A 19,753-nucleotide genomic window follows, 5' to 3' on the forward strand; every position below is an offset into this window, starting at 1 on the left:
GCCGACCCCGGTCTCCCGCAACGTCGCCGGAAGGCCCTTTTAACGCTCCGCCACCAAAAGCTTGTCGATCTTGCGCCCATCCATGTCGACGATCTCAAATCGCCACCCCTGATCGTCGATGAAATCGCCGACCTCGGGCAAGCGCTTGAGCAACCACAAGGCGTGGCCCGCGACCGTGGCGTAATCGCGGTCCTCGGGCAGGTCGATGCCGATCCGATCCGCGAGCAGGTCAACCGGCATCTGGCCCGATACCAGAAGGCTGCCGTCCTCCCGTTCGACAAGGTCGGGTTCATCATGCACGTCGCGATCGGACGCGAAATGACCTGCGATGGCGGACAACAGGTCGGCGGGCGTCGCTATGCCTTCGAAATGGCCATATTCGTCATGCACCATCACCATGGGCACATCAGCGCGGCGCAGCACTTCCAGCGCGTCCATCGCATCGACCTGATCCGGAACCACTTCCACACGGCGCATCAATGAATCAAGGTTCAGCCGCTCGCCCCTGAACAGCGCGGTCATGATGTCGCGCGCCTGCACGACGCCGATAATATCCTCAACCGTTCCACGGCCCACCGGCAGACGCGTATGCGGCGTTTCCAGCAACCTCGCCCGGATGGTTTCATCATCCGCGCCGATGTCGATCCAGTCCACATCCATGCGCGGCGTCATGACTTCGCGCACGGGCCGGTCGGCCAGCCGCACGACGCCCGAAATGATCGCGCGCTCGCTTTCCTCGATCACCCCAGACCGGCTCGCCTCCGCGACGATCAGGTGCAATTCCTCGGCCGTCACATGATGTTCCGATTCCCGCGTCATGCGCAGCAGGCGGAAAATGAGCGCGCTCGACCCGTCCAGCACCCACACGACCGGCGCGGTGATCTTGGCGAGCCACAGCATCGGCGTCGCCATGAGCACCGCAATGGGTTCAGGCGAGCGCAGGGCAAATTGCTTGGGCACCAGTTCCCCGATGATCAGCGAGGCATAGGTGGTCAGGCCGATGACCAGCGCAAAACCCAGACTCTCGGCGCTGTTGGGCGACAATCCGAGTTGCTGGAGCCGCTCGCCGACGGGTCCGCCAAGGCTCGCGCCGGAATAGGCGCCCGCGATGATGCCGATCAGGGTGATGCCGATCTGGACCGTGGAAAGAAACTTGCCGGGATCGCTCGCCAGCATCAGCGCCGTGTGCGCGCCGCGACGTCCCGCCTTCTCCATCGCCTGCAATCGGGGACGCCGAGCCGACACGATCGCCAGTTCCGACATGGCAAAAACGCCATTCAAAGCGACCAGCGCCAGAATGATGACGAGGTCTGCCCAGGGAAAGGGCGTCGGAGCGTGCGGGGGGATCGTGGCCATGGTGGTCAGCTACGCCCTATAGCCCTGTTCCTTACAATTTCACAACCGTCCCATCACCTGCGGTTCAGTTCGCCTGTGGAACAAAAGGCGGGCTTTGACGATTGGGGCCTGCATCCGCACTTTCGGGTGCAAGATATAAAGGGAACTGAATCTATGCGGATTTCTCATCGCATCATGGGTACGGCAGGTCTGGCCGCCATGCTCGCCACCGCCGCCTGCACGACCGATCCCAACACCGGGCAGCGTCAGATTTCCAAGGCCGCAATCGGCGGCATCGGCGGCGCGCTGGGCGGCTATCTGCTCGGCGACCTGGTCGGGGGCAAGCGTGACCGCACCGAAAAGATCCTGGGCGCAGGCATCGGCGCGGTCGCGGGCGCAGGCATCGGCGCCTATATGGACGCGCAGGAACGTAAGCTGCGCGAGGAAACCGCTGGCAGCGGCGTCGACGTGATCCGCGACGGCGACAATCTGGTGCTGCGCATGCCGTCGGGCATCACCTTCACCACCGATAGCGCCGCCGTGCAGCCGCAGTTCCGCCCGACCCTGGACGAAGTATCGTCGGTGCTCGCGCAATATCCCAAAACCTACATCGACGTGTACGGCCACACCGACAGCGACGGCGCGGACGCCTATAACCAGACCCTGTCCGAACGCCGCGCCCAGTCGGTGGCGGACTATCTGACCAGCCACGGCGTCCAGTCGGCCCGCATCGCAACGCGCGGCTTTGGCGAAACCCAGCCCATCGCGTCCAATGCGACGGCAGAAGGCAAGGCCAGCAACCGCCGCGTCGAAATCAAGATCGCGCCGGTCACGGAAAGCGACGTTCGGGCTTAAGCCTGTCGCTGTTTCTCAACGGAGCCGGGACGCGCCCCAAGCGCTCCCGGCTTCTTTTTTAGCGGGCATTCGGGGCGTATTGTCGAAACGATCCTAAAGCATGATCATATGTGAGTGATCGTCACCCCGGACTTGATCCGGGGGTCCCGCTTCTTTTCTGACGCTGCCGAGGCAGCGGGACCCCGGGTCAAGCCCGGGGCGACACAAGGGAGCCTAGATGCGGATGCTTCCACGTACGACTATCGCGCTCTAAAAACTCGCCTTCAACCCATCGATCACGAACTGCGCGGCCAGCGCCGCCAGCAGCACCCCCAGCAAGCGGGTAATCACTGCCTCGATCTTGGTGCCCAGCCGCGCCATGATCGGCCCCGCCGCCAGCAACGACCCCAGCATCAGCACCAGCGTCGCCAGAACCGCGCCGATGACGACCAGTCGCTCGCTGATACCATCCGCCTGCGACATCAGCAGCATCACAGTGGCGATCGACCCCGGTCCCGCGATCATCGGCATCGCCATCGGGAATACCGACACATCCTCGACCTCAGGCGTCTCGGCGATCTTGTGCGCGCGATCCTCGCGCCGCTGGGTGCGCTTTTCGAACACCATGTCCATGGCGATGATGAACAGCATGATCCCGCCCGCGATCCGGAAGCTGTCTAGCGCGATGCCCAGCACGCCCAGCAGCTGTTTCCCCCACAGCGCGAAGATGAACAGGATCACCGCCGCGATGCCAACGGCACGGATCGCCATCGCCCGGCGCTGCGCATGGCTCGCCCCGGTGGTCAGGCTGGCATAGATAGGCGCGCAACCGGGCGGATCGATAACCACGAACAGCGTGACGAAGGCGGAGATGAACAGCTCGATCATGCCCCCGGCGCCGCCACCCTGTCGTCGATCACAAGGTCATAACCTGCCCCGTTCCACACGCGCACCATGACATGGCGGCCCCCATCAGGAAAAACCTCCGCATTCCACAACAAGCTCTCATCCGCAGGCGGCACCGGCGATTTGACCTTAGCTCCTGCACCCTCCGGTGCTTTGCCCCGCTTGCAGGTGGCGACCTTCCCCACCAGAAACTCCGACGCAGGACGCGGCGCGGCAAGCGTATCGCCATGATCCAGCACCCATTCCCACGCGCCCCGCTTGTCCCGCCGCCAGATCGTCGTGAAATAGCCCACCGTTCCATCCGGCCGCTGCCAATTGCCCGTACTCGCCGCCAGATTGCCGTCGCACGACACATATATGACGGACGGCGTCCAGCTCACCGGCTTGGGCGGATCGGCGCGACCCTTCAACCATTGTTTGGCGAGCACCCGCTGCGGCACGAACATCACCGCATCCTCGGCGGCGGTCTCGCGGAAGGCGGTCCATTGCCCCTTGTCGCGCGCAAGACGGTTGAAGGCAATTTCGGCGGCGAAGACGGAACTGGGATCAGGCTGATGCCGCATAGGCGGCCGCGCCGCGACCAGCCCGATAAGGCAAGCCGCGATCAGGACGGCTCGCCTTGCTGTCACAGCCCCTCCGGCTTTGTCAGCCCCGCGCGCGCATGAGCCGCCACCAGCGTATTACGCAGCAGCACCGCGATCGTCATCGGCCCCACCCCGCCCGGCACAGGAGTAATCGCCCGCACATGCGCCAGCGCTTCCGCCGTGGCGACGTCGCCGACGATCCGGCTCTTGCCATCTTCCGTGTCGGTGACGCGGTTGATGCCGACGTCGATAACGGTGGCGCCCGGCTTGATCCATTCGCCCTTTACCATCTCGGCACGGCCCACCGCCGCCACCACGATGTCAGCGCGATGCACGACCGAAGCCAGGTCCCGCGTGCGGCTGTGCGCGATCGTGACAGTGCAATTCTCGGCCAGAAGCAATTGCGCCATCGGCTTGCCCACGATGTTGGACCGGCCCACGACCACCGCCTCCATGCCTGACAGGTCGCCCAACTCATCCTTCAGCAGCATGATACAGCCCAGCGGCGTGCAGGGCACCAGAGCCTCCTGCCCCGTCGCCAGCCGCCCGCTATTGACCACATGGAATCCGTCCACATCCTTGGCCGGGTCGATCGTGCCGATCACCCCCGCCTCGTCAATATGGCCGGGCAGCGGCAACTGGACGAGAATGCCGTCCACCCGGTCATCGGCGTTCAATTCCTCGACCAGTTCGAGCAACGCATCCTCGCCAATGCTGGCGGGCAGTTTGAACTCCAGGCTTTCCATGCCCGCCTCGACCGTCATCTTGCCCTTGTTGCGGACGTAGACGGAACTGGCCGGGTCCTCGCCCACCAGCACGACGGCGAGACCCGGCTTGCGCCCGGTACGTTCGACAAAGGCGGCGACGCCGTCCGCCACTTTCGCGCGCAGCGTGGCGGCGAAGGCTTTTCCGTCGATGATCTTGCCGATGGTCATGCTGCCTCAACCCGTTCCTTGATGATGGCGGACAGGCGCGCCAGCGCGTCGACACCGCCCTTGATACGAAGCCGCTTTAGCCGGTTGCTGTCACCGGATTCCAGCGAAATCGCGCTCCTTGGCCAGTCCAGTCCCTTGGCGAGCAGCGCAATGAGCGCCACGTTCGCCCTGCCCTTTTCCGCGACGGCGCGGACTCGCGCGCCCAGCCACTCAGCGCCCTTCTCGTCGGTCCAGCACCCGCCGATATCTTCACGCGCCGCGCCCGGCGTCAACCGGACGGAAAGCAGCAGGTCGGTCCCGTCCTGCCGCCAGACGCTCACACCAGCCCGAAGAGCGGCGGCAATATGGCCTGTCGGGTGATCAGTATGGCGAGCAGCACGACCATCGGCGACAGGTCGAGCGCGCCAAGGTCAGGCATCACCCGTCGGATCGGATTGTAGATCGGCGCCGTCATCCGGTCGAGCGCCACGATGATTGTGCGCACAATATCACTGGACGTGTTGATGACATTGAAGGCGATCAACCAGCTCATGATCGCCTGGATGATAATGATCCACCACAGCACATCGAGCAGGATGACAATGATCTGATAGAGCGCGTAGGCCATGCGGTCTCCAAATTGACTGCCGCTGCTCTAGCCGAGCACGGGAGGCCGCGACAAGGGTTCCCGAGTTCTTCTGCCTTCTCACCGTCATCCCAGCGAACGCTGGGATCTCAGGATAGGAAGCGCAACCGGGCCTTAGATCCCAGCTTTCGCTGGGATGACGGTGCGAGAACCCCTCACCGCCGCACTAAAGTACCCGCACCACGCTTCGTGAAAATCTCCAGCAGCATCGCATGCGGCACCCGCCCGTCGAGGATGACGGCAGCATCGACACCGCCCTCCACCGCCTTCACGCAGGTTTCCAGCTTCGGGATCATGCCGCCACTGATCGTGCCATCCTCTTGCAGCACCTTGATCGCCGCCGGGTCAAGGTCAGTCAGCAACTGCCCCTGCTTGTCAAGCACGCCCGCTACATCGGTCAGCAGGAAGAAGCGCGAAGCCTGAAGCTCCGCCGCAATCGCGCCCGCCATCGTGTCGGCATTCACATTATAGGTGTGTCCGTCAGCGCCAATGCCCACCGGCGCGATGACCGGAATGATGCCGCTTTGCGTCAGCGTGTCGAGGATCGACCGATCGACCTTCACCGGATCGCCGACAAAGCCGAGGTCGACATTGCGCTCAATGCCCGAATTGGGATCGGGCGCGCGCGTATCGCCCACCTTTTCACACAGGACGAGCCCGCCATCCTTGCCGGAAATGCCGACAGCTTTCCCGCCCGCGCCGGAAATCCAGCCGACGATTTCCTTATTGATGGAGCCCGCCAGGACCATTTCGGCGATCTGCGCCGTTTCCCTGTCGGTGACGCGCAGGCCGTTCACGAAATGCGATTCGACGCCCAGCTTCTTCAGCATCGCGCCGATCTGCGGCCCGCCGCCATGGATGACGACGACATTGATGCCGACCGCCTTCATCAGCACCACGTCCTCGGCGAAATCGCGCGCTGCCTCGGGATCGCCCATGGCGTGGCCGCCATATTTCACGACGAACGTCTGCCCCGCATATCGCTGCATATAGGGCAGCGCCTCCACGAGCGTTTCGGCCTTGGCGAGGAGAGCGGGGTCTGGGGCGTGCTTGCTGTTCATGGGCGCGCGCAATAGGACCTTATAGATGCGGGGGCAAGTTGGCGGGAAAATGCTTTCATTTCCCTGTCCGGTTCCAGGTGTAGCGATGACGGCAGAGTGAATTGCCTTCCCCTCTCCCCTTCAGGGGTCGGCCAGAGGCACGTGACTCTGGCCGAGGTGCCGAGCGTAGCGAAGGCGGGAGAGGGGACTATAACGTCGAGAGGGTGGCCCCCCTCTCCCCAGCCCTCTCCCCTGAAGGGGAAAGGGAGTAAGGTTCGCCTTCACCCCACCCCACTCACCAGGCCATCCGGTACTTGACCCCCATGGCCTGCGCCAGATGCCGCTGTCGCCGCTCGACCGCCTCGCCGAACAGGTCCATGTCCACGCCTTTCAACCGCAATTCCAGCGTGTCGCCCACCATCTCCAGCGTCGACGCCAGCAAAGGCCCCTCGACGCCACCCGAGAGCCGCTGGCCGAGGCGGATCGCCAGCCCCCACAAGGTCGCCCGATTCAACGCAGCAGGAGAGGCCAGTTCGTCAAACCCTGCCAAAGGCGGGGCGGCTCCGCCGAAATTGCTGTACAACGCCTGCGCCAGCATCGCCCGTTCGGACGCGGTGATGCCCACCCAATTGCTGTGCAGCGCGATTTCCACCCCCCGCTCGGCGCGGAAATCAGGATTGGCGCGCCAGCCAACATCGGCGAGTAGGCATGCCGCCCGCCGAATGCGCCGCCATGACGGCTCATCGTCGCGGAACAGCGGCCCGATCCAGCGGTCGATCATGTCGCCATGGCCCGCAAAACGCCCCTGCGCCTCGCCTTCCGCTTCCGCGGCGACCAGCAACGGATCATGGGTGCGAATATCGGCGGGCAAATCTTCGAACAGCAACCCTTCGCGCAGGCCATAGGCCGACACGACCAATTCACTGGACTTCAACTGCCGGACGACAACCGACAGCAACGCCGCCGCATCGGGCAGAGTCGGCACGCGCGATCCGGTGATCGACGGAATATCCTTCAATCGCGCCCGGCCCACATGGGACACGATCCGCGTCAACTGCTCCGCCCGCGCGGCGGGCATCGCATATTGATGCACCACCGGCAGCGGGAAGTTGGTCAGCTGCATGTCGAACCGGGCCAGCGCGCGCCACGACCCGCCCACCAGATAGAAGGGCAGGTCCGGCCCGGCATTCCAGCCCGCCTTCGCCAGCATCTTCTTCACCTGCCGTTCCAGAACGGCTGGACCCTTCGCCCGGATCTGCGGCAGGCGCAGCACGCCCAGCGGCAACGAGATGGTTTCATGCACCGCGCCGTCGCGCACCCGCGCCAGTTCCAGACTGCCGCCGCCCAGATCACCGACAATGCCGTCCGCGCCCGGTATGCCCGACAGCACGCCATAGGCGGCCGCAACCGCCTCCTGCGCACCGGTCAGCAGTTCGACCTCCAGCCCCATGTCCCGGGCGCGCAGGATAAACTCATCGCCATTGGCGGCGTCGCGCACGGCGGCAGTGGCGACGCAGCGCACGTCCCGCACCTCCATTTCGCGGCAAAGATGCGCAAAGCGCCCCACCGCCCGCAATCCGCGCTCCATCGCTTCGGGCTCGATCCGTCCCGTCCGCCCGAGCGAGGCGCCCAGCCCCGCCATCACCTTTTCATTGAACAGGATGAAGGGGATGCGCCGTGGCCCGTCATAGACGACCAGACGAACGCTGTTGGACCCGATGTCGATGATTGCCGTACGCGCCTTGGCATGGGCGGGGGAGGTCACCATCGTTTCAGCGATGGCGCGCACCTGGCTCAGCATCGAATTCATGACCGTTCAGGCCCGTCCGCGCAGGCGCAATGTGGGGACCGCCCCGCTATCCAGAGACGCACCTCGGCCTGACAAAGACGGGTTCGTCATGAAATAACGGTGCAGGTTGAACGGCCGATCGGTCGAATCGACGCGGGCATAATGGCCGTCGCTGTCCAGTTCCCAACTCTGTTCGGTGTCGATCAGGTTGGCGACCATCACCTGGTCCAATATCTGGTCGTGAACGGTCGGGTTCTCCACAGGAGCCAGAAATTCCACGCGGCGGTCAAAGTTCCTCGGCATCCAGTCGGCCGAACTGATGAAAACCTTCGCGCCATTGTTGGGCAGCGCCTTGCCATTGCCGAAGGCGGTGATGCGGCTATGTTCCAGAAAGCGGCCGACGACCGATTTCACCCGGATATTTTCAGACATGCCCGGCACGCCCGGCCGCAGGCAGCAGATGCCGCGCACGATCAGGTCGATCTGCACCCCCGCATTGCTGGCGGCATAGAGTTTCTCGATGATCGCCGGATCGACCAGCGAGTTCATCTTCGCCCAGATGTCGCCGGGGCGGCCAGCGCGGACATGCTCGATCTCCGCATCAATCAGCTGACAGAGCCGATTGCGCAGGTCGCGCGGGCTCATCACCAGCTTCTCAAGGCTCTGCGGTTCGACATAGCCGGTGATATAGTTGAACAGCGCGGCGGCATCGCGGCCATAAGCAGGATCGGCGGTGAAGAAGCTCAAATCGGTGTAGATGCGCGCAGTGACGGGATGATAATTGCCCGTGCCGAAATGGCAGTAGGTGCGGAACGCCTCCCCTTCGCGCCGGACCACCATCGACACCTTGGCGTGCGTCTTCCAGTCGATGAAGCCATAGACCACCTGAACGCCAGCCCGTTCCAGCGCATCGGCCCACATCAGGTTCTGTTCCTCGTCGAACCGGGCCTTCAGCTCGACCACCGCCGTCACCGACTTGCCCGCTTCGGCGGCATCGATCAGCGCGCGGATGATCGCCGACTGCTTGCCCGCGCGATACAGCGTCTGCTTGATCGCGACGCAGTCCGGGTCGGACGCCGCTTGTTTCAGGAACGAAACGACGACATCGAACGCTTCATAGGGGTGATGGACGACAATGTCCTTCGCCCGGATCGCCGCAAAGCAATCCCCGCCATATTCACGAATGCGCTCAGGGAACCGGGGCGCATAGGGTTCGAACTTCAAATCCGGCCGGTCTTCTTCAACGATGCCGCTCAGGTCGCCAATGCCGACAAAGCCCTCGACCTCGGCAATGATCGCCTCATGCCCCTGGAGCATGTCCTGCAACATTTCCTCGACCGGCTCGGGAATGCGCTCCTCAATCTCCATGCGGATCACGCGGCCCCGGCGGCGGCGCTTGATGGCGCTGCGGAAATAGCGGACCAGATCCTCCGCCTCTTCCTCAATCTCGATATCGCTGTCGCGGATGATGCGGAACACGCCGCTGTTGCGTACCCGATAGCCGGGGAAAAGATCGCCGGAGAAACGACGGATCACCGCCTCCAACGCCATGTAGCGTGCCGGATTGCCGGGCATGCGGACGAAGCGGGCGAGCGAGGACGGGATCATCACCAGTTCGCGGATCGGCTGCTTGTCCGACAGCCTTTCGAGGTCAAAGACGATCGACAGCCCCTGATTGGGGATGAAGGGAAAAGGATGCGCCGGGTCCAGCGCCTGTGGCGTCAGGATCGGAAAAACCTGGCTGAGGAAATGCTCGCGCAGCCATGTCTCGCTGGCCGCATCGATCTCGCTCGCAGGCCCCATGACCTCGATCCCGACCCGCGTCAGTTCACCATGCAGCGCGCCCCAGACCTTCTGCTGCGCCGTCATCAGCCGCGCGGTTTCGTCGGTGATCGCGGCAAGTTGCTGCGCCGGGGTCAGCCCATCGGCCGACCGCATATCGACATCCTGCAACTGCTGGCCTTTGAGGCCCGCCACGCGCACGCTGAAAAACTCATCCAGGTTCGCGCCGGAAATCGACAGGAAACGCAGCCGCTCCAGCAACGGGTGGGCCGGGTTCATCGCCTCTTCCAGCACGCGCTGGTTGAACGCCAGCCAGGACAGCTCCCGGTTGAAATAGCGGTCGGTGGGCAGTGTCAGGCTGGCGGACGGATCAGCTTCGGCCACGTCTCTCTCACTATGATGAGGGGTGCGGATCGTCCGCCACTATAGGCAAGAAACCCGCCGCTTGCAGGCTCTCTTTGGCCATAGCGACAGAAATCTTACGTCCCGATGACAATGCCGCTTCATTAAGCAGGCGAACAGCCTCGGCGATCGCGGCATAGCTGCGCTCGATCCGGCGCAGCAGCCAGTCGGGCAGATCCTGCGCATAGCGCGAACCAGCCCGGCCAAGCGCCCGTTCGACAAGCGCCAGGGCAAGCGGCTCGTCAGGCTGCTCGATCGCGACGTGCGGCGCGGCGGCAAGGCGCGATCGCAGGTCCGGCAGAGCCACGTCCCACAACGTCGGCGCGCTGTCCCCGATCAACAGCAGCGGCTTGGCGCTCGTCTGCGCATCGTTCCAGGCGTTGAACAGCTGCCGGTCGTCCTGCCCCTGCGCATCGTCGATCACCATGCCGCCACTCATCGCGGCAAAACGGCGACCCAGCATCGACCGCCCCGACCGGGCCGGGCCACTCAACACGCTGATCGCCAAAGGCCATTCGCGCCAATTTTCCAGATGGCGGACGGCGACATGATTGGCGTCGCTGACCAGGAAGTCATCGTCCGTCCCCTGCCCTGGCCATTCGAACGGCAGGCTGATCTGGCTCATTGCGGCGCCGATGTTCCCGCTCCGCCAAGCGCCGCGCCGCCCCGCCTGATGCGCAGCACATTGCCGGACCCCGATACGGTGAAGCCCCGCGCCTGAAGCCCGGCGCGCAGGGCATCGACGCTGCCGTCGAAGCTGACCTGCATCACCGAAGTTCCTCCCAGAGCAAGGCTGCTGGTCGCCGCCGACCTGACGCCCACGATAGACCGCACCGCCGCCTCGCCCTGCGCCACCGATCCTACATCGGGCGTGTCGAACTGGATCGAGACGCTGCTGGTCGTCGCCGATGACACCGGCGTTTCGGTCGTCTCCAATGACTGTTCGGTCCCATTCTCGATCGCGAGCGCGTCCGGATCGACCGGCTCCTCGATGATCAGCGACGGGTCGGGCCGCAGGCGGCCGTCATTGAGGGCGGTGGTATAAAGCTGATCGATCCGCCGCGCCGCTTCATCGAGCATCTGCGGGATCGCGCTTTCAGCCGACGCGCGCAGCGAGAAACTGCCGATCAACGTATCGTCCGGCCCATAGCGCGCCGTAAAGGTGCCCGTTACCGGACCGCCGGGATATTCCCGCTGAAGCCGCGCGATCGGCACCACCACATCGGCCGCGCCATATTGATCCAGCAACACGCGCCACCACAGCCGCCCGCGCCGCCCCACCTGACCGGCATTCAGCAGGACGGGGTCGGCTATCGAACCGCTGACGCGCACATAGTCGATGGCGCTATCCCCGGTGCGAAAACGCGCCCAGGCCTTTTGCCATTCGTTGATCCGTTCATAGGACACGGCGGCCCCGCCATCCCACATCACCGGGATCACCAGCAGCGGCGGCGAACGCATGACATGGCCGGACACGCCCAGCAGTTGCCCGGTGCGCGCGCGGTCGAACAATATGCCGAGCGTCGCGACATAGCGCGTCGGCCCGATCTGCTCATATTCGATCTCAATGCCGGATATCATCGCTTCTAGCTGCGAATCGGACAGGCTGGGCACACCCGCCGCGCCATGGGTGCGCGTCCACAGCATCCGCCACCCCTGCCGCTGCGCCAGCCGCCATCCGGCGAGGCGAGCGCTATTGGCGTCCTTGCCCATCACGTCGACCTTGATGCCGCCCACCTGATAATCGCCCCCGCTGGCGATCGGCGGCACGCCGCGTTCGCCCTCCATCTGCGCGAACAAGGCTGCGGCAGCGAGGCCCAGCATGATCGCGCCCAGAATCTGGACGGGCCGCGACAAGCGGCGGATCAGCGACGAAGGCCGGAAAATCTGGCTTTGGAAGGCAGTGGACAGGCTCACGCGCGCCCTTTTGGCGAGATTTCCCCCATCTGCCAAGCGGCAACCCATTTGCCGTTCCGTTTTCCGCGTCATTGTGCGTTTTCTGGACTGCCGCATTTTCCGAGCCGCCAGATGTTTCCATCTGGCTCGAAAATGCTTTAGGGGGCGCGGGCATGAGCGACACCGAATCCTACAGCTACGCCAAGGCTGGCGTGGACATCGCGGCAGGCAATGCGCTGGTCCGTGCCATCGCCCCCCTTGCCAAGGCGACCCGCCGTCCCGGCGCTGACGCGGAACTGGGCGGCTTTGGCGGTTTCTTCGACCTGAAGGCCGCTGGCTATGACGACCCGCTGCTGGTCGCGGCCAATGACGGCGTCGGCACAAAGCTCAAGCTCGCGATCGATCATGACCGCCATGATGGCGTCGGCATCGACCTTGTCGCCATGTGCGCCAACGACCTCATCGTGCAGGGCGCGGAGCCGCTCTTCTTCCTCGACTATTACGCCACCGGCAAGCTGGAGAGCGGCGTCGCCGAACGCGTCATCGCGGGCATTGCCGAAGGCTGCAAGCAGGCCGGTTGCGCCCTCATCGGCGGCGAGACCGCCGAAATGCCAGGCATGTATGCCGCCGGAGACTATGACCTCGCCGGCTTCTGCGTCGGCGCGGTGGAACGGTCGAAGGCCCTTACCGGCAACAAGGTGAAGGCCGGCGACGTCCTCCTCGGCCTCACCTCCTCGGGCGTCCACTCCAACGGCTTCTCCCTCGTCCGCCGCCTCGCCACCGACAAGGGCTGGAAGCTCGACCGCCCCGCCATCTTCGACAATGAAATACTGCTGATCGACGCGCTGATGGCCCCGACCCGCATCTATGTGAAGCCGCTCCTTCCGCTGGTACGCGGCGGCAAGATCAACGCCCTCGCCCACATCACCGGCGGCGGCCTCCTTGAAAACATCCCCCGCGTCCTGCCCGAAGGCTGCCATGCGGTCGTCGATGCCGACGGTTGGGAACAGCCGCGCCTGATGGCCTTCCTGCAAGCGCAGGGCCATATCGAGCCGGAAGAAATGGCCCGCACCTTCAACTGCGGCGTCGGCATGGTGCTCGCGGTGGACGCGGACGCAGCAGACAGCGTAACCGCCGAGCTGGAAGCCGCAGGCGAAACGGTCGTGCGCGTCGGCATCGTCGAAGCGGGCGAAAAAGGCTGCACCGTCAAGGGCAGCCAGGAGACCTGGAGCGCCAAGGCCGACTGGACCGCCACGCATCTGGGCTAGATCAGAGGGTCAAATAAGAAAGCCGTTCGCCCTGAGCTTGTCGCCCGACAGGGGAGCTTGCTCAACGGCTTCACTTCTCTTCAGGAAAGAGCGGGGCTTCGACTAGCTCAGCCCGAATGGGGTCTATATGGTGAAGGCAAAAGTCGGCATTCTCATATCCGGACGCGGGTCCAACATGGCGGCGCTGCTGTACGCCGCCAAGCATCCGTCCTGCCCCTATGAGCTCGTCCTTGTCGCCGCCAACGATCCGGACGCCGCTGGCCTCACCCTCGCCCAGGCCGAAGGCATCCCCACCTTCGCCCAAAGCCACAAGGGCCTCAAACGCGCCGAGTTCGACCAGATCATCGACAGCGAACTCCGCAAGGCTGGCGCAAACTATGTCGCCCTTGCCGGTTACATGCGCCTGCTCTCGCCCGAATTCGTCGCAGGCTGGGAAAACCGGATGCTCAACATCCACCCCAGCCTGCTCCCCAAATATAAGGGCCTCGACACCCACCAGAAGGCGTTGGACGCGGGCGACAGCCATGCGGGCTGCTCCGTCCATGTCGTCACCAGCGAACTGGACGACGGCCCGGTGCTGGCGCAGACCGAAGTCGCGATCCTCCCCGACGACACCGCCGACAGCCTCGCCGCGCGCATCCTCATCGCCGAGCATCAGCTTTATTCCCGCACCCTCGCCGACTTCGTGACCCGCGAACGCCAGCCCGAATGGCTGCTCGCCAAAGTCCGCGAACGCGCCCTCGCCCTCCCCCAGGCGGACGAGGTGACGTCGCACGGCATGCCCTGCTTCGGCATCGAAAAGGGCAAGAAATTCGCCTATTTCAGCCATGATCATCATGGCGACAACATCACCGCCCTGCTCGTCAAGATCACCGCGCCCGAAGAACAGGCGATGCTGATCGACAGCGATCCCGCCCGCTATTTCCGCCCCGCTTATTTCGGCGACGGCTGGGTCGGCATCCGCCTCGACCTTGGCGACACCGATTGGGACCATATCGGGGACCGGCTTCACAAAAGCTGGCGTGAGATCGCCCCGCGCAAGCTGCACGGCCTCATGGACATCGCTGACCAGTTCTAGGGAAGGCGTGTTCCTGCGCAGGCAGGAACCCAGTTGAAACGGCCGAACTGGGCTCCTGCCTGCGCAGGAGCACCTCCACTTCCATTTTCAGCGGTTTCGCACCACATAGGCAGCCATGACCGACAGCCCCACCGCCGCCATCGAGATCACCAATCTCACCAAAATCTATGCGGGCGGAAAACGCGCGCTCGACAATATCAACCTCACCATACCGCGCGGCCAGATCTACGGCCTGCTCGGCCCCAATGGCGCTGGCAAGTCTACCACGATCAACATCCTCGCTGGCCTCGTCAACAAGACCAGCGGCACCGCGAAAATCTGGGGCTTCGACATCGACCAGAACCCCCGCAATGCCAAGAACAGCATCGGCATCGTGCCGCAGGAAATCGTCTTCGATCCCTTCTTCACGCCGTTCGAGACACTAGAGAATCAGGCAGGCTATTATGGCGTGCCCAAGGAACGCCGCCGCTCGCTAGAACTGCTGCGCGCCGTCCATCTGGAGGACAAGGCCAATTCCTATGCCCGCACCCTGTCCGGCGGCATGAAGCGCCGCCTGCTTGTGGCGAAGGCCATGGTCCACTCCCCGCCGATCCTCGTACTGGACGAACCGACCGCGGGCGTGGACGTCCAGCTGCGCCAGCAACTCTGGGCCTATGTGCGCGAACTCAATGCGCAGGGCGTGACCATCGTCCTCACCACCCATTATCTCGAAGAAGCCGAGGAACTGTGCGACCGCATCGGCATCATCAACCATGGCCGATTGATCACCGACAAGCCGACGCGGGAACTGATCGCGATGGCGCAGGAAAAGGTCGTGCAGGTGACCGTCGATCGCGACATCACCGCCGCGCCCGATGCCCCCTGCTTCGAAAAGGTCGAGCTATCCGACCCGCGCACGCTGACCATCACCTATATGAAAGACCGCGCCAATGCCGGGCAGGTGCTGAGCGCCGTCCAGGCAAGCGGCCTCTCGATCGTAGATGTCGTCACGAGAGACCCGGATCTTGAGGACGTCTTCCTGAACCTGACGGCAGCGGCTTAGTGGTTAATGATGCCGATACGGCTCCCCCTCCCGCAAGCGGGAGGGGGTTGGGGGGTGGGCCAGCGCGACCTTTCAAACCACGCGCAACCACCCGCGCCAAATCCCTCCGCAACGAAGCCTCACCACCCGAACGCCTCCTCTGGCAGCACCTCCGCAATCGCCAACTCGCAGGCCACAAATTCAGCCGCCAAATCCCTATCGGCCCCTATTTCGCCGATTTCCTCTGCCGCGAAGCCAAGCTCATCATAGAACTAGACGGCTCCACCCACGACCACAGAACCGATTATGATGCCCGCCGCGACGCCTATTGCCGCGCCCAAGGCTATTCCATTTTGCGCTTCACCAATGCAGATGTGCTGACCAAGCTGGAAGGTGTGATGTCACACATAGCCACCACGCTTGCGCATTTGCCCACCCCCAACCCCTCCCGCCTGCGGGAGGGGAGCGAGTAAGTCCATGCCCACCACCACCCACGACGTCGTCATCATCGGTTCCGGCGCGGCAGGCCTTACCGCCGCCATCAACCTGGCGCAGGACCGCAAGGTCGTCGTCCTCGCCAAAGCCGCGCTCGACAGCGGCTCGACCAACTGGGCGCAGGGCGGCATCGCCGCTGTCCTCGACGCGGGCGACAGTTTCGAAGCCCATGTCAACGACACCATGGTCGCAGGCGCAGGCCTCAACAACCGCGAAACGGTGGAGTTCGTCGTCTCCGAAGCCCCCGCCGCCATCGAAAGGCTGGCGGAGCTGGGCGTCCCCTTTAATCCGAATGAAGAGGGGGGGGGCGAAGAGTTCGGAGAACGCTGGCACCTGACGCGCGAGGGCGGCCACAGCCACCGCCGCATCGTCCATGTCGATGACGCCACCGGCCACGCGGTGCAGGTCGCCCTGCTCAAGGCCGCGCGCGCCAACCCCAACATCACCCTGCTGGAGGATATGGTCGCCATCGACCTCATCACATCCCGCCATGGCGAGCGCTATTCAGGCGACGGCCATGTCTGGGGCGTCTACGCCTTCAATAAACGGACCAAGCATGTCGATGCGCTGCTGGGCAAGGCGACCATCCTCTGCACCGGCGGCGCGGGCCGCACCTACCTCTTCTCCACAGCGCCACGCGGCGCGACCGGCGACGGCATCGCCATGGCCTGGCGTGCGGGTTGCCGCGTTTCCAACATGGAAATGAACCAGTTCCACCCGACCTGCCTCTACAATCTGGAGGTCAAGAATTTCCTGATCACCGAAGCGGTGCGCGGTGAGGGCGGGCATCTGAAGCTGCCCCCCGGCGTCCCCGGCGGCGGCGAACGCTTCATGCCCCGCTTCGACCCCCGCGCCGAACTCGCCCCCCGCGATGTCGTCGCCCGCGCTATCGACCATGAAATCAAGCGGCTCGGCCTCGACTATGTCCATCTCGACATCAGTCACAAGGAACCGGAGTTCGTCAGGCAGCACTTCCCGACCATCTACGCCCGGCTGCTCGACCTCGACATCGACATCACCAAGGAGCCGATCCCCGTGGTGCCCGCTCAACATTATACCTGCGGCGGCGTGGCCATCGATCTCGACGGACGAACCGACATGCCCGGCCTCTATGCCGCGGGCGAAGTCACCGAAAGCGGTCTCCACGGCGCCAACCGTCTGGCCTCCAACTCGCTGCTCGAATGTTTCGTGTTCGGCGAAACGGCGGCCCGACACATCCGCGCGCATTGGGATGAGCTACCCTCCCCCCCGCCAATCCGGCCATGGGACGAAAGCCGCGTCACCAATTCCGACGAAGAGGTCATCGTCCAGCACAACTGGAAGGAAATCCGCCGCTTCATGTGGGACTATGTCGGCATCGTCCGCACCACCAAGCGGCTGGAGCGCGCGCAGCACCGCATCGACCTGCTCGCGAAGGAAGTGGACGAATATTACGGCCATTTCCGCGTGACGCCCGACCTCATTGAGTTGCGCAACCTGCTTGAGGTGGCGAGGCTGGTCGTGCGATCCGCTCTGCGACGCAAGGAAAGCCGGGGCCTGCACTACACGCTGGACTATCCGGACATGCTTCCGCAAGCAGTCGATACGGTGCTGGCGCCCTGATGCCAGGCGGCTCAGCTCGTCAGGAATTGCTTCACCGCCGCACTGAACCGCGCAGGCTGATCCGCCATGATGACATGGCCGCCCGGCCCGATCGGCGTCAGCGTCAAATCCTTCTTGGCAGCATAGGCCGCGCGAAAGTTTCGACCGATCTGCGCCGCCTGACTGGCATCGGACCCGGTGGCGTAAACGACCTCCATGGGCACGCTGATACGGCCAAGCTGCGGACCAAGGTCGATATTGGCGAGGTCGCGAAGGGCGTTGGCAATGACGTCCGGGTCACTGCCCCTCGCGCCCGGAGCTTGCGCCAATATCTGCGCAAGGTAGCTCCGCCCTGCCTTGGTGCCCGTGAAATATTGGCTAAGTTGGTCGGCAAGATAGCCCATGCCGCGCGCCGTGCCGCCCACCATGGCCGCGCCATCCGGCAGCATATCGACCACCATCAATCGTCCAGCGACCCCCTTCAGCCCCAGCATCATAGCCAGCGTACCGCCCATGGAATGCCCGACGACCGCTGGCCGCCGCAGCCCTGCCGCACTGATGTAGCGCGCAATCTCATCCGCCAGTGGCTGGATCAGGGGACCGCTCGCATTGGCATCGGCTGCCAATCCCGCAAAGCCGCGCACATGGACAAGGTGCCAGCGATAGCCCGGCAAAGCCGCCATCACGCCATTCCACAGCCCCGGCCCGCTCGCCAGCCCTGCTATCAATACCACGTCGCGTCCGGTGCCCCGAACTGTCACGGCGATCCTGCGCGACACGAACGGCGCCGCCAAAGCCGCACTGCCGAACATCAGCGCGCCCGCCGCAGCCGCGGCGCCCAGCAGGAGCGTTCGCCGGTCCAAAACCTCTATGTTCATCTCGTCTCCATCCCCGGTCGCGGCTTAACCTTAACTGAGCGCAAGAAGCATTCCGTTCAGACTCCTTACATCGCAATTGTGGAATCATTCGTCGCATGAACCTTGTCAGTCGGAAGGCTCGCGCCACCAAGAGAGGTAGGGAGAGCGCGGGGACGCAGATGAAGAATGGAAATGACGGGCGCGACGCGCGTCCTTATGGCGGTTCGGCCCGTCTTGTCTTGTTGATGGCGGCGCTTTCGGCTTGTGTCAGCGCCCCTGTGGAACCTCATGCGCGCGCCACGCAGCGGGTGCAGCCCACGACATCGACCTTCCCGATCAAGCCTGTCGCCAATCCGCCAAAGCCTTTCCAGGCGCTGGAGGTCGATCAACGCGAAACGCCGCCCCCCGCTCTCGTCAGCGTCGTTCGTAACCTGGGTCAGAGCTTCAACGGGAAAGTCGGCATCGCCGTTCGCCGCATCGGCAGCGACTGGACCGTAGCGTGGAACGGCAATTCGCTGTTCCCGCAACAAAGCGTGTCAAAGCTCTGGGTATCGATGACGTTCCTTGACGCGGTGGATCGCGGCAAGATCCGCCTGTCCGATTCGGCGACGATCACGCGGAAAGACCTGACCCTGTTCCACCAGCCGAGTGCAGCGCTGGTGGGCAACAGCGGATGGACGACCACCTATTCCGACCTGATGCGCCGCGCGATGACGCAAAGCGACAATACGGCGAACGACACCCTGCTACGCGCGGTTGGCGGGCCGGAGGCTGTGCGATCCTATCTTTCCCGCCGCTATATCAAGGATATCCGTTTCGGGCCGGGCGAACGGCTGCTACAGGCGACGACCGCAGGTTTGGAGTGGCGACAGGATTATTCGATCGGCCGCAATTTCTACGCGGCTCGCGCCAAACTGCCGATGGCGGCGCGAGCGAAGGCGCTCGACAATTATCTCGCCAGCCCGCCTGATGGCGCCGCGCCCTCTTCGATCGTGCAGGCGCTCGCCAAGCTCAAGGAAGGCAGCATGCTGTCTCCCGCTTCGGCCCAATTGCTGATGTCCATCATGAGCGAAGCCAAGACCGGGCCGCAGCGTATCAAGGGCGGCGTCCCCGCTGGCTGGCATTATCTGCATAAGACCGGGACCGGGCAGGAACTGGGCGCCCGCTCGACCGGCTTCAACGATGTCGGCATCATGACGGCGCCGGACGGGACAAGCTATGCGGTCGCGGTAATGATCGGCAGCACCACCGAATCGATCCCGACGCGCTGGCAACTCATGCAGGCGGTGGCAAAGGCCGTGGCCGCGAACCACGAAAAGCGGTAA

General features: G+C 64.2%; 19 protein-coding genes. 7 read left to right on the forward strand and 12 right to left on the reverse strand.

What is annotated here, in order from left to right:
• Positions 1–39: 39 nt before the first annotated feature.
• A complete protein-coding gene (locus tag AC6JBC_RS11715) occupies positions 40–1,356 on the reverse strand; it encodes a hemolysin family protein (RefSeq protein ID WP_498024408.1) in 1,317 nt (438 codons plus the stop codon).
• A 153-nt stretch (positions 1,357–1,509) separates the two neighbouring features.
• Between AC6JBC_RS11715 and AC6JBC_RS11720 the strand changes: the two genes are divergently transcribed.
• Complete coding sequence (locus AC6JBC_RS11720; protein ID WP_464788081.1) at positions 1,510–2,190, forward strand: YiaD family glycine zipper/OmpA-like lipoprotein; 681 nt, start codon at positions 1,510–1,512, stop codon at positions 2,188–2,190.
• A gap of 249 nt (positions 2,191–2,439) precedes the next feature.
• Here the strand turns inward: AC6JBC_RS11720 and AC6JBC_RS11725 are convergent, their stop codons facing one another.
• From AC6JBC_RS11725 to AC6JBC_RS11770, 10 genes are all read right to left on the reverse strand, one after another.
• Positions 2,440–3,057: a MarC family protein gene (locus AC6JBC_RS11725; protein ID WP_498024409.1), complete on the reverse strand. Its 618-nt coding sequence runs from the start codon at positions 3,055–3,057 to the stop codon at positions 2,440–2,442.
• Positions 3,054–3,704, reverse strand: coding sequence for a Cif family virulence factor (locus AC6JBC_RS11730; protein ID WP_498024411.1), 651 nt, complete (start codon positions 3,702–3,704; stop codon positions 3,054–3,056). The genes AC6JBC_RS11725 and AC6JBC_RS11730 overlap by 4 nt, the downstream gene beginning before the upstream one ends.
• A complete protein-coding gene (gene folD, locus AC6JBC_RS11735; protein WP_498024412.1) occupies positions 3,701–4,594 on the reverse strand; it encodes a bifunctional methylenetetrahydrofolate dehydrogenase/methenyltetrahydrofolate cyclohydrolase FolD in 894 nt (297 codons plus the stop codon). The genes AC6JBC_RS11730 and folD overlap by 4 nt, the downstream gene beginning before the upstream one ends.
• Positions 4,591–4,914, reverse strand: a complete 324-nt coding sequence (locus AC6JBC_RS11740; RefSeq protein ID WP_498024414.1) for a DUF167 domain-containing protein — start codon at positions 4,912–4,914, stop codon at positions 4,591–4,593. The genes folD and AC6JBC_RS11740 overlap by 4 nt, the downstream gene beginning before the upstream one ends.
• Entirely contained in the window at positions 4,911–5,201 is a 291-nt protein-coding gene (locus AC6JBC_RS11745; RefSeq protein ID WP_498024416.1) for a YggT family protein, read from the reverse strand. Before AC6JBC_RS11745 ends, AC6JBC_RS11740 begins: the two co-directional genes overlap by 4 nt.
• Before the next feature lie 173 nt (positions 5,202–5,374).
• Positions 5,375–6,280, reverse strand: coding sequence for an acetylglutamate kinase (argB, locus tag AC6JBC_RS11750; protein WP_498024418.1), 906 nt, complete (start codon positions 6,278–6,280; stop codon positions 5,375–5,377).
• Positions 6,281–6,554: 274 nt separating this feature from the next.
• Positions 6,555–8,069, reverse strand: coding sequence for a Ppx/GppA phosphatase family protein (locus AC6JBC_RS11755; RefSeq protein ID WP_498024419.1), 1,515 nt, complete (start codon positions 8,067–8,069; stop codon positions 6,555–6,557).
• 6 nt (positions 8,070–8,075) lie between these two features.
• Positions 8,076–10,214, reverse strand: a complete 2,139-nt coding sequence (locus AC6JBC_RS11760) for an RNA degradosome polyphosphate kinase (protein WP_498024420.1) — start codon at positions 10,212–10,214, stop codon at positions 8,076–8,078.
• 10 nt (positions 10,215–10,224) lie between these two features.
• Positions 10,225–10,857: a P-loop NTPase family protein gene (locus AC6JBC_RS11765; RefSeq protein WP_498024422.1), complete on the reverse strand. Its 633-nt coding sequence runs from the start codon at positions 10,855–10,857 to the stop codon at positions 10,225–10,227.
• Positions 10,854–12,056, reverse strand: coding sequence for a heavy-metal-associated domain-containing protein (locus tag AC6JBC_RS11770; RefSeq protein ID WP_498026070.1), 1,203 nt, complete (start codon positions 12,054–12,056; stop codon positions 10,854–10,856). The genes AC6JBC_RS11765 and AC6JBC_RS11770 overlap by 4 nt, the downstream gene beginning before the upstream one ends.
• A gap of 245 nt (positions 12,057–12,301) precedes the next feature.
• On the opposite strand from AC6JBC_RS11770, the gene purM reads away from it, so the two are divergent.
• From purM to nadB, 5 genes are all read left to right on the forward strand, one after another.
• Positions 12,302–13,396, forward strand: coding sequence for a phosphoribosylformylglycinamidine cyclo-ligase (gene purM / locus AC6JBC_RS11775; protein ID WP_498024424.1), 1,095 nt, complete (start codon positions 12,302–12,304; stop codon positions 13,394–13,396).
• Positions 13,397–13,523: 127 nt separating this feature from the next.
• A complete protein-coding gene (gene purN / locus AC6JBC_RS11780; RefSeq protein WP_498024426.1) occupies positions 13,524–14,474 on the forward strand; it encodes a phosphoribosylglycinamide formyltransferase in 951 nt (316 codons plus the stop codon).
• Between the two features lie 115 nt (positions 14,475–14,589).
• The gene (locus AC6JBC_RS11785) at positions 14,590–15,516 is read left to right on the forward strand and encodes an ABC transporter ATP-binding protein (protein ID WP_498024427.1); all 927 of its coding nucleotides are present in this window, start codon (positions 14,590–14,592) and stop codon (positions 15,514–15,516) included.
• Complete coding sequence (locus AC6JBC_RS11790; protein WP_498024429.1) at positions 15,516–15,968, forward strand: endonuclease domain-containing protein; 453 nt, start codon at positions 15,516–15,518, stop codon at positions 15,966–15,968. Before AC6JBC_RS11785 ends, AC6JBC_RS11790 begins: the two co-directional genes overlap by 1 nt.
• Before the next feature lie 4 nt (positions 15,969–15,972).
• Positions 15,973–17,592: an L-aspartate oxidase gene (nadB, locus tag AC6JBC_RS11795; protein WP_498024430.1), complete on the forward strand. Its 1,620-nt coding sequence runs from the start codon at positions 15,973–15,975 to the stop codon at positions 17,590–17,592.
• 11 nt (positions 17,593–17,603) lie between these two features.
• On the opposite strand, the gene AC6JBC_RS11800 is transcribed toward nadB, so the two are convergent.
• Positions 17,604–18,449, reverse strand: a complete 846-nt coding sequence (locus AC6JBC_RS11800) for an alpha/beta fold hydrolase (RefSeq protein ID WP_498024432.1) — start codon at positions 18,447–18,449, stop codon at positions 17,604–17,606.
• Positions 18,450–18,607: 158 nt separating this feature from the next.
• Here AC6JBC_RS11800 and AC6JBC_RS11805 point away from each other — a divergent pair, with 158 nt between their 5' ends.
• Positions 18,608–19,753: a serine hydrolase gene (locus tag AC6JBC_RS11805; protein WP_498024434.1), complete on the forward strand. Its 1,146-nt coding sequence runs from the start codon at positions 18,608–18,610 to the stop codon at positions 19,751–19,753.

The sequence above is a fragment of the Sphingobium sp. RC1 genome (assembly GCF_059738765.1).

Excerpts from the sequence above, each read along its gene's own strand:
- AC6JBC_RS11715 (WP_498024408.1), bottom strand. The coding sequence starts at position 1,356 with ATGGCCACGATCCCCCCGCACGCTCCGACGCCCTTTCCCTGGGCAGAC.
- AC6JBC_RS11720 (WP_464788081.1), top strand. The coding sequence starts at position 1,510 with ATGCGGATTTCTCATCGCATCATGGGTACGGCAGGTCTGGCCGCCATG.
- AC6JBC_RS11725 (WP_498024409.1), bottom strand. The coding sequence starts at position 3,057 with ATGATCGAGCTGTTCATCTCCGCCTTCGTCACGCTGTTCGTGGTTATC.
- folD (WP_498024412.1), bottom strand. The coding sequence starts at position 4,594 with ATGACCATCGGCAAGATCATCGACGGAAAAGCCTTCGCCGCCACGCTG.
- AC6JBC_RS11745 (WP_498024416.1), bottom strand. The coding sequence starts at position 5,201 with ATGGCCTACGCGCTCTATCAGATCATTGTCATCCTGCTCGATGTGCTG.
- argB (WP_498024418.1), bottom strand. The coding sequence starts at position 6,280 with ATGAACAGCAAGCACGCCCCAGACCCCGCTCTCCTCGCCAAGGCCGAA.
- AC6JBC_RS11755 (WP_498024419.1), bottom strand. The coding sequence starts at position 8,069 with ATGAATTCGATGCTGAGCCAGGTGCGCGCCATCGCTGAAACGATGGTG.
- AC6JBC_RS11765 (WP_498024422.1), bottom strand. The coding sequence starts at position 10,857 with ATGAGCCAGATCAGCCTGCCGTTCGAATGGCCAGGGCAGGGGACGGAC.
- AC6JBC_RS11770 (WP_498026070.1), bottom strand. The coding sequence starts at position 12,056 with ATGCTGGGCCTCGCTGCCGCAGCCTTGTTCGCGCAGATGGAGGGCGAA.
- purM (WP_498024424.1), top strand. The coding sequence starts at position 12,302 with ATGAGCGACACCGAATCCTACAGCTACGCCAAGGCTGGCGTGGACATC.
- purN (WP_498024426.1), top strand. The coding sequence starts at position 13,524 with ATGGTGAAGGCAAAAGTCGGCATTCTCATATCCGGACGCGGGTCCAAC.
- AC6JBC_RS11785 (WP_498024427.1), top strand. The coding sequence starts at position 14,590 with ATGACCGACAGCCCCACCGCCGCCATCGAGATCACCAATCTCACCAAA.
- nadB (WP_498024430.1), top strand. The coding sequence starts at position 15,973 with ATGCCCACCACCACCCACGACGTCGTCATCATCGGTTCCGGCGCGGCA.
- AC6JBC_RS11800 (WP_498024432.1), bottom strand. The coding sequence starts at position 18,449 with ATGAACATAGAGGTTTTGGACCGGCGAACGCTCCTGCTGGGCGCCGCG.
- AC6JBC_RS11805 (WP_498024434.1), top strand. The coding sequence starts at position 18,608 with ATGAAGAATGGAAATGACGGGCGCGACGCGCGTCCTTATGGCGGTTCG.